Source organism: Pseudomonas sp. CG7 (genome assembly GCF_023701885.1).
GTDB classification, from domain to species: Bacteria; Pseudomonadota; Gammaproteobacteria; order Pseudomonadales; family Pseudomonadaceae; genus Aquipseudomonas; species Aquipseudomonas zanjanensis.
In genome coordinates, this window is record NZ_JABAEE010000066.1 from 29,420 (window position 1) to 35,472 (window position 6,053).

Here is a 6,053-nt window from a genome sequence, read left to right on the forward strand (position 1 = left end):
GGAGGGTGAGCTGGCCGGACGGTTACGCTCAATAGACTTTCACATCGAATCCCAAGGCACGCAGAGCTTTGCTGGTACGACCATTTCTAGGGGGTACCACTTCGGGTCTTGCCCACCCAACAACCTCGGCAATGGAGTTCAATCCGTAGCGGGGAATGGTGTAGTTCGAATCACGACCCGCATGGTAAAGACGCTCCCAGATGGTCGATGACGCGCCTTCATAAAGAACGTAGTGCAGCAGCTTGCGAATATCCCATCCTTTGCTATTACGCTCGCTCATGATAAGCGACGCGAACAGTTTCACGCGTCCCTCTTTGTCCATGTACTGCACATTTGGAAGGCCCAGTACGGACATGGGAATTTTGATGACATGGTTCATTGTGGCATGGGTATTACGGCATAGGGTTTCAACCTCATCGACGCTCAGGCTAAGTACTTTTTCCTGGTCAAGCAGCTTGCGGATTTTCGGTGCTCCTTCGTAAAGCGTGAAATCCTCATATGAGGGGGCGGACTGCAGACCGTGCCACCACTTAAATTCTGCTTTCAGCGCAGATTGAGGATCGGCCCGATGTCGTTTGTAGTAGTCCTCATAAGGCTTACGCAAATTGTCGCCCACATGATTGTAGTAGTAGGCATGGAGAAATTGGTCTACCTGCCAAGCTGTTGGGACGTTTTCATCTACCCAAATGGGGCGGTAGTCTGAGAGCTGTTGCTGGATACCTTGCAATATCCCTAGTGTTTCCAACCATTCTTTTTTGAAGTTTTCTTTGCGCCGATCAAAGGCAACCTTGTTCCCTACAAAGCTAGGGCCATGCCATTCTTCATGTTCCCTGGCTTTTTTCGCTGCGGCGTAAGCATTTTTGTTCAAGGCATTCAGACGTTCCATTTCGGCGATGTAGTCCGCAGAAATGGGAATGGCAACGTCAAGTTCGCGCAAATAATCGAAAAAATCTTCCAGCTGAGTGTCCATGCCGTTGGCAACCAGTTCATCCTCGTTGATAAATATTCCCGCTTCGATATTGGTTAACCAGCCATTATCAGTGTGATTTGCTGAGCCAATGTAAGCGCCATAGCCTTTCCAACAAATTACTTTGGGGTGGAAACGGTCTGGTACGAACCGAGTGAACACATTGTCCTTTTGGTGCTTGAACAGGCGGTTTAGTAGCTCAATCGAGACCGGCACCGTATGGTCGTAGCGCATCCATAAATCAAGCCGTAATTTATTGGATACCGAGTGTCCCACCAGATCCTGGGTGATATCTGATGCGCTTCTACCGTAAGCCACGGCAGCCAGCACGCTGTCCACTTGCGTCTCATCTGACAACGTAGGTAATAAATCCCTAAGGTGTGTTCCATTGATGCGGTTGGCGATCAGTTTCAATGTTGAGTCCTTTCAATAATTGCAAGCATCAAACGGGGCTGTCATGAATTTTCAGAAAGATGTGGGTTAGGCCCAGTTTAGGCCTTGTTTTTGGCTGCTCGGTAGCGGTCCTTGACCTCGGTCACACTCAGCCACTTACGGCGTGAATGCACCACTCGATGGCAATTGGCACACAACAATGCGAGGTCCGCGAGCTTGGTTTTATCGCCAGGTTGGAGCGTATGCAGTGGCTTAGTGTGGTGCACATCGATAACACCTTCGATGTCCGGGCCATATGTTTTGCTGAAGTTGAAATCACAGGCTTCGCACTGGAGAGCACCGTGCTTCTTGAGGGCTTCGTCCTTTTTTCGTTTTACGAGTTTTTTGTCCCTTTCCCGTACACGGTGCACGCGAGTTAGCACTTTTCCTTCCTCTGCTTCGAAGAAGCCCGGTTCTTCCTCCGCACTTAGATCCATCGGCGTGGTAGAAGAAGTGGTTCCGACGTTCGCCTTGATGGCTGCTACGACTTCGGCCAGACGCTCGGGATTATTAGCAAACTCCAGCCATACCAATTCCTCGTCCTTATTTCCTTTTGCAAGACCTGTGCGACCAGTGTTGGTGTAGCTCGGATCCCAACGACGGAAATTGTTGAGCTTCATGCAGACACCATTGGTGTTACGAAAACTCTGGTTCTTGCTCACACCTGTAGCGGTGCCAATGAGATTAAGGCTCTGTGATAGGGCTCGGACTTCCGGATGATTCACTCCGGGTAAACCATTGCGGTGAAGAAGGTACAGGTTCAGGGCTAGGACGAGTTCGTCACGGCTCCAGGGCGGATTGGATTGATTGCTGATAGGTGAAGAGGACATGGCGGGGGCTATCCGTAGGGTTCCCGTTTCGCTGTAGGACGCAGCGCAATATGTCGTCAGAATATTCTCTTCTGGTGGCGTTTGGGAATCATACGCTGTTCGATGACCTTTGCTGTCGAGCACGGGGATACTTACGAGCGACGTTGTTTGGTCGTCGGGCGGGATATTGGATGGGGGGATGGAAAAGCTCAGGCATTAAAAAGCCGGCTTATGGCCGGCTTCTCGTTGACTGATTCAGCTCGTTTTTGACAAACCTTACCAGCCTTCAAAACGTACATCCGGCTCTTGCGGCCGGCTGTGGGACTTGGTCAGAAAGTGATCTGCCTTGTCGGTGCGAGGCGTGGGCTCGCAAATGTGGGGCGGAGGATACGCGGGTTTGCTTCGGAAGCCCAGTGGTAAGTGGTGTGGAATCATTGGGTTAGGGGTGAAAGAGCAAAAGATCGCAGGCTTCGCCAGCTCCTACAGAGCCCAGCGGGAGCAAGCTCCCTCGCCACAAAAGCTCCTCACCACAAGGAGCTGCCTGTCTGTCCGTTCGGGTTGGTCAATCGAACACCGGCGGTCTCTGTTTGTTGAGGGTTGACCACCAGAACACCCAGCCGATCACGTGGATGTGTTGTGCGTCGATTTGTTCGGCGCTGAAGACTTCATCCGGATAAGCAGCACTGTTGTGGCTGCGCAGGCGCAGTCGGTTGCCGGGGATTCTGTGCAGGTATTTGATGCGGAGCATGCCGTCGTGTTCGAGGGCGTAGATTTGGCCGTCGACGATTTGCGTCAGGCCGCGGTCGATGGCGAGGGTGGAGCCGTCTTCGATGCGTTCGGCCATGCTGTCGCCGACCATGGTGATGCAGATGGCGTCGCTGGGGTCGATTTCCAGGGACTCGAGGTGGCTGCGGGGCAGGCGGATGGATTGGTCGGGGATTTCGACGATGTGGGTTTTGGTTTCGCCGGGGGCAATGGGGACTTCCTTGTAGAAGGGCAGTTCGATGTCCGTGGGTTCCGCCACGCTGTAGACGCCATCGTTTTCGGCCGCTTCATAGGTGATGCCGGGGCCGAGGCCCAATGGGGTTTGCGGGCCTTCGCCGTGGGCGAGCCATTCCGGGCTGACGGTCAGCAGGCTGGCGATGCTGTGGATGCGCCCGGGCGGGATGCCACGGTTGAACCAGTTGTTCACGTGTTGGGATTTCACGCCGTATAACTTCGCGAAGTCGGCGGATCGGATGTTCGCTTCTTTTAGAAGGGCTCGGAAGCGGTCGCCACTGGAAAGTATTTTCATAAACGGAAAGTTTAGGGACGACTGTGTTTTCGGCAATAAACAAGTCGTTCAAATATATAAGACGATCTTTCCGTTTGCGGGATTTGAAAGGCGCGGGCTAAACGTGTTTAAACGATGTCAATACGAGAGCGTATTAAGGGCCATTAAGGCATAAAAAAACCCCGGTGCAAACCGGGGTTCTTTATTCAAGTACTGCTTCAGCCTTTGTAGGCGGCAGCCGACTTGATGATCGCTTCGCGGGCGGCATCAGCACCGGCCCAGCCTTCGATCTTGACCCACTTGCCTTTTTCGAGATCTTTGTAGTTCGCGAAGAAGTGCTCGATCTGCTGGATCAGCAGCGGTGGCAGGTCGGTGTATTCCTTCACGTCGACGTACAGTTGCGACAGTTTGTCGTGTGGCACTGCGATGACTTTGGCATCGCCGCCGCCGTCGTCGGTCATGTTCAGGATGCCGACTGGACGGGCGCGGATGACCGAGCCTGGGGCCACTGGGTATGGGGTCACGACCAGCACGTCGAGGGGGTCGCCGTCGTCGGCCAGGGTGTTGGGGATGTAACCGTAGTTGGCCGGGTAGAACATCGGGGTGGCCATGAAACGGTCAACGAACAGGCAGTCGCTGTCTTTGTCGATTTCGTATTTGATCGGGGCGTGGTTGGCCGGGATTTCGATTGCGACGTAGATGTCGTTCGGCAGGTCTTTGCCAGCCGGAATCTTGCTGTAGCTCATTGGGCGGTGCCCCCGTTAGTTGACCAAATGACTGGTCGGATTGACCAAAAAGTGGCGGCGATTATAGGCATATTCCGCCGCTGTTGCCACGCTACCAGGGTCTTAGGCTTTGTACGAAAAGTGCCTGCGCGACGATCATGCTGCGTTGAAAACAGGCTCGGAATGCTCATTGACAACCAGTCAACTCCGCTTCCTCGCCTGTTTTCGCCTTGCCTGATCGCCGCTCGGCGACTTTTCGTACAAACCCTAGACCTTAGTATGACGCCTGATAGACCGGATCTTCGGCCTGAAGTTGCCGCAGTCGGGCCAACGGATCCTGGCGGTAGAACGCCTTGAGCTGTTCATACACCCGTGGATAGGCCTGGTGCAGCAGGTCCGGGGCGCTGAAGAAGTATTCGCTGGTGACGGCGAAGAACTCCGCCGGGTTTTCCGCGGCGTAGGGATCGATGGCGGTGTGTGCGTCGGGGTTGTGGTCGAGTTGGCGGTCGAGGTCGTCGAAGGCTTGCTGCATGGCCTCGGCCCAGTCGCTGACGCGCATGTCGGCGTGCAGCGGGGGCAGGCCGTTGGCGTCGCCGTTGAGCATGTCGAGTTTGTGCGCCAGTTCGTGGATCACCAGGTTGTAGCCGTCCCAGCCGCCGCTGGCCATGACGCCGTCCCAGGCCAGGATGATCGGGCCTTGGGGCCAGGCCTCGCCGCTGTGTTCGCCGTCCCACTCGTGTTCGATGCCGCTGGCGTCGCGGTACCGCTGGGGGCTGAGGAAGTCGTCGGGGTAGAGGACGATTTCGTGGAAGCCCTGGTACCAGTTCAGCTCGCCGAGGTGCATCAGCGGTAATTGGGCCTGGGCGGCGAGCAGCAGGCGTTGTTCCTGGTGCAGTTCGACGCCGGGCAGGGCGGTGAGGTGTTTGTCATGCAGGAACAGCACGCAGGCTTCCCGCAGCCATTGGTCCTCGGCGGGGCTGATGCCGTCGAGGAAGCTCAATTGTTGGCGCACCCGCTGCCAGGTGTCCTCGGCCATGGGGTGTTTGGCGAGGGTGCGTCGGCGGCGCCAGTTGCTCAGGGACCACATGGCGATCAGCGCGGTTGGGCTTTCGAGGCGCGCTGGCTCAGTTTGCTGCGCACCAGGCTGATGATCATCGGCAGCAGCGACAGCAGGATGATGCCCACCACCAGCAGCGACAGGTTTTGCTTGATGAAGGGCACGTTGCCGAAGAAGTAGCCGAGGGTCACCAGGCCGCCGACCCAGAGGCCGGTGCCGAGGACGCTGAAGCCGAAGAAGCGCAGGTAGTTCATCTTGCCGACGCCGGCGACGAAGGGGGCGAAGGTGCGGATGATCGGCAAGAAGCGCGCCAGGGTCACGGTTTTACCGCCGTGTTTGGCGTAGAAGTCGTGGGTTTGCTGCAGGTAGTCGCGGCGGAAGATTTTCGAGTTGGGGTTGCTGAAGAGTTTTTCGCCGGCGGTGCGACCAATGAGGTAGTTGGTGCTGTCGCCGAGGATGGCCGCGAGCATCAGCAGGCCGCCCAGCAGGACGGGGTCCATGGCGCCACCGGCGGCGACGGCGCCGGCAATGAACAGCAGGGAATCGCCCGGCAGGAACGGCATGACCACCAGGCCGGTTTCACAGAAGATCACCAGGAACAGGATGGCGTAGACCCACGTCCCGTAGTTGGTCACCAGCATGTCGAGGTAGACGTCGAGATGCAGGATGAGGTCGAGGGGGTTGAAATCCATGTATGGCACCTGTGGTGGCGGCCCGGCTCGGCAGGCGGGTGGGTCTGGCTTTGAGTATGGCTACGGAGTGTGTAGCTTCTGTCTCTTATACCCTTCTG

6 protein-coding genes are annotated in these 6,053 nt (G+C 56.2%); all 6 read right to left on the reverse strand.

The window, feature by feature from the left end:
- Positions 1-28: 28 nt before the first annotated feature.
- Positions 29-1,381: an anti-phage END nuclease gene (locus HGO40_RS23055; RefSeq protein ID WP_250964882.1), complete on the reverse strand. Its 1,353-nt coding sequence runs from the start codon at positions 1,379-1,381 to the stop codon at positions 29-31.
- A 77-nt stretch (positions 1,382-1,458) separates the two neighbouring features.
- On the reverse strand, positions 1,459-2,229 hold the full coding sequence (locus HGO40_RS23060; protein ID WP_250964883.1) for an HNH endonuclease: 771 nt from the start codon (positions 2,227-2,229) through the stop codon (positions 1,459-1,461).
- 541 nt (positions 2,230-2,770) lie between these two features.
- Complete coding sequence (locus HGO40_RS23065) at positions 2,771-3,502, reverse strand: LexA family transcriptional regulator (protein ID WP_250964884.1); 732 nt, start codon at positions 3,500-3,502, stop codon at positions 2,771-2,773.
- 197 nt (positions 3,503-3,699) lie between these two features.
- Positions 3,700-4,227: an inorganic diphosphatase gene (gene ppa, locus HGO40_RS23070; protein ID WP_018611265.1), complete on the reverse strand. Its 528-nt coding sequence runs from the start codon at positions 4,225-4,227 to the stop codon at positions 3,700-3,702.
- Between the two features lie 253 nt (positions 4,228-4,480).
- Positions 4,481-5,293, reverse strand: coding sequence for a M90 family metallopeptidase (locus HGO40_RS23075; RefSeq protein ID WP_250964885.1), 813 nt, complete (start codon positions 5,291-5,293; stop codon positions 4,481-4,483).
- 5 nt (positions 5,294-5,298) lie between these two features.
- Complete coding sequence (locus tag HGO40_RS23080) at positions 5,299-5,955, reverse strand: DedA family protein (RefSeq protein ID WP_250964886.1); 657 nt, start codon at positions 5,953-5,955, stop codon at positions 5,299-5,301.
- Positions 5,956-6,053 lie beyond the last annotated feature (98 nt).